This window comes from Amycolatopsis sp. NPDC000009, assembly GCF_055563465.1.
The window spans coordinates 1-1,086 of sequence record NZ_JBVHDI010000047.1 but is presented as its reverse complement, the minus strand read 5'-3'; the positions used below and the strand labels follow the sequence as shown (position 1 = coordinate 1,086).

General features: G+C 64.8%; 1 protein-coding gene. It reads left to right on the top strand.

The features are described 5' to 3' along the window. The first annotated feature begins 50 nt into the window (after positions 1–50). Positions 51–1,079 (top strand): IS30 family transposase, encoded by a 1,029-nt coding sequence (locus ACZ3HL_RS44765; RefSeq protein WP_465538059.1) that lies wholly within the window; start codon positions 51–53, stop codon positions 1,077–1,079. The last annotated feature ends 7 nt before the right edge of the window (positions 1,080–1,086 follow it).

The window sequence follows — 1,086 nt, the reverse complement described above, 5'->3', positions numbered from 1 at the left end:
CCTGGTCTCAATCGGTTGTTGCAAGTGGTGGCGGCTGATAGGAGATCCTCATGCCAGGACCGCGGTTGACGCGCGAGGAGCGGGACAAGATCCAGAACGGTCTGGATCAAGGTCTTACCCAGGACGCGGTTGCGAAAGTCCTGGGTAAGTCACCCTCGACGATTTCACGAGAAGTACGCCGCGGTGGTGGGCCACGGTGTTCCAGGCCCGGCACCAAGGTCAATGGCCGGCCTCGCCGCTACCGGGCCGACCGAGCCCAGCGCCTGGCCATCGAACGCGGCCGGCGCCCGAAAGCCCACCTGCTGGCCGGTAAGTTGGCGGCGGTGGTGACCGGTCTGCTGGAAGCAGACTGGTCACCCCAGCTGATCTCCCTGATGTTGCCGACGCTGTTCCCCGACGATCAGGCTATGCGGGTGAGCCACGAGACGATCTACCTGTCACTGTTCATCCAGACTCGTGGTGAACTGCGTAACGAACTCACCGAGCACCTGCGGTCAGGCCGTGACCAGCGCCGGTCACGCACCAGCACCTCCAGCCGCCGCCAGGGCCGGATAACCGGGATGACCCCGATCAGCCAACGCCCCGCCGAGGCCGCCGACCGGGCAGTGCCCGGGCACTGGGAAGGCGATCTGATCCTCGGGGCAGTCGGCCAGGGCGCGGTCATCACCCTGGTCGAACGCCACTCCCGATTCGTGTTGCTGGCCCCCCTGCCCGACACCCACAAGGCCGTCGAAGTCCGGGAACTGCTCACCAGCATGATCGCTACCCTGCCCGCCGAACTGAAACGGTCACTGACCTGGGACCAGGGCAACGAAATGGCCCAGCACGCCCAGTTCACCCTGGACACCGGCCTGCAGGTCTACTTCTGCAACCCGCACAGCCCCTGGGAACGCGGCAGCAACGAGAACACCAACGGCCTGCTACGCCAGTACTGGCCCAAAAGCTCAGACCTACGCCACCTCACCCAAACCCACTGCGACGCAGTCGCCCTACGCCTCAACACCCGACCACGCCCTACACTCGGCCTCCTCACACCAGCACAAGCACTCGACAAAGCACTACTTGCAACAACCAGTTGAAACCGCC

Excerpts from the sequence above, each read along its gene's own strand:
- ACZ3HL_RS44765 (WP_465538059.1), top strand. The coding sequence starts at position 51 with ATGCCAGGACCGCGGTTGACGCGCGAGGAGCGGGACAAGATCCAGAAC.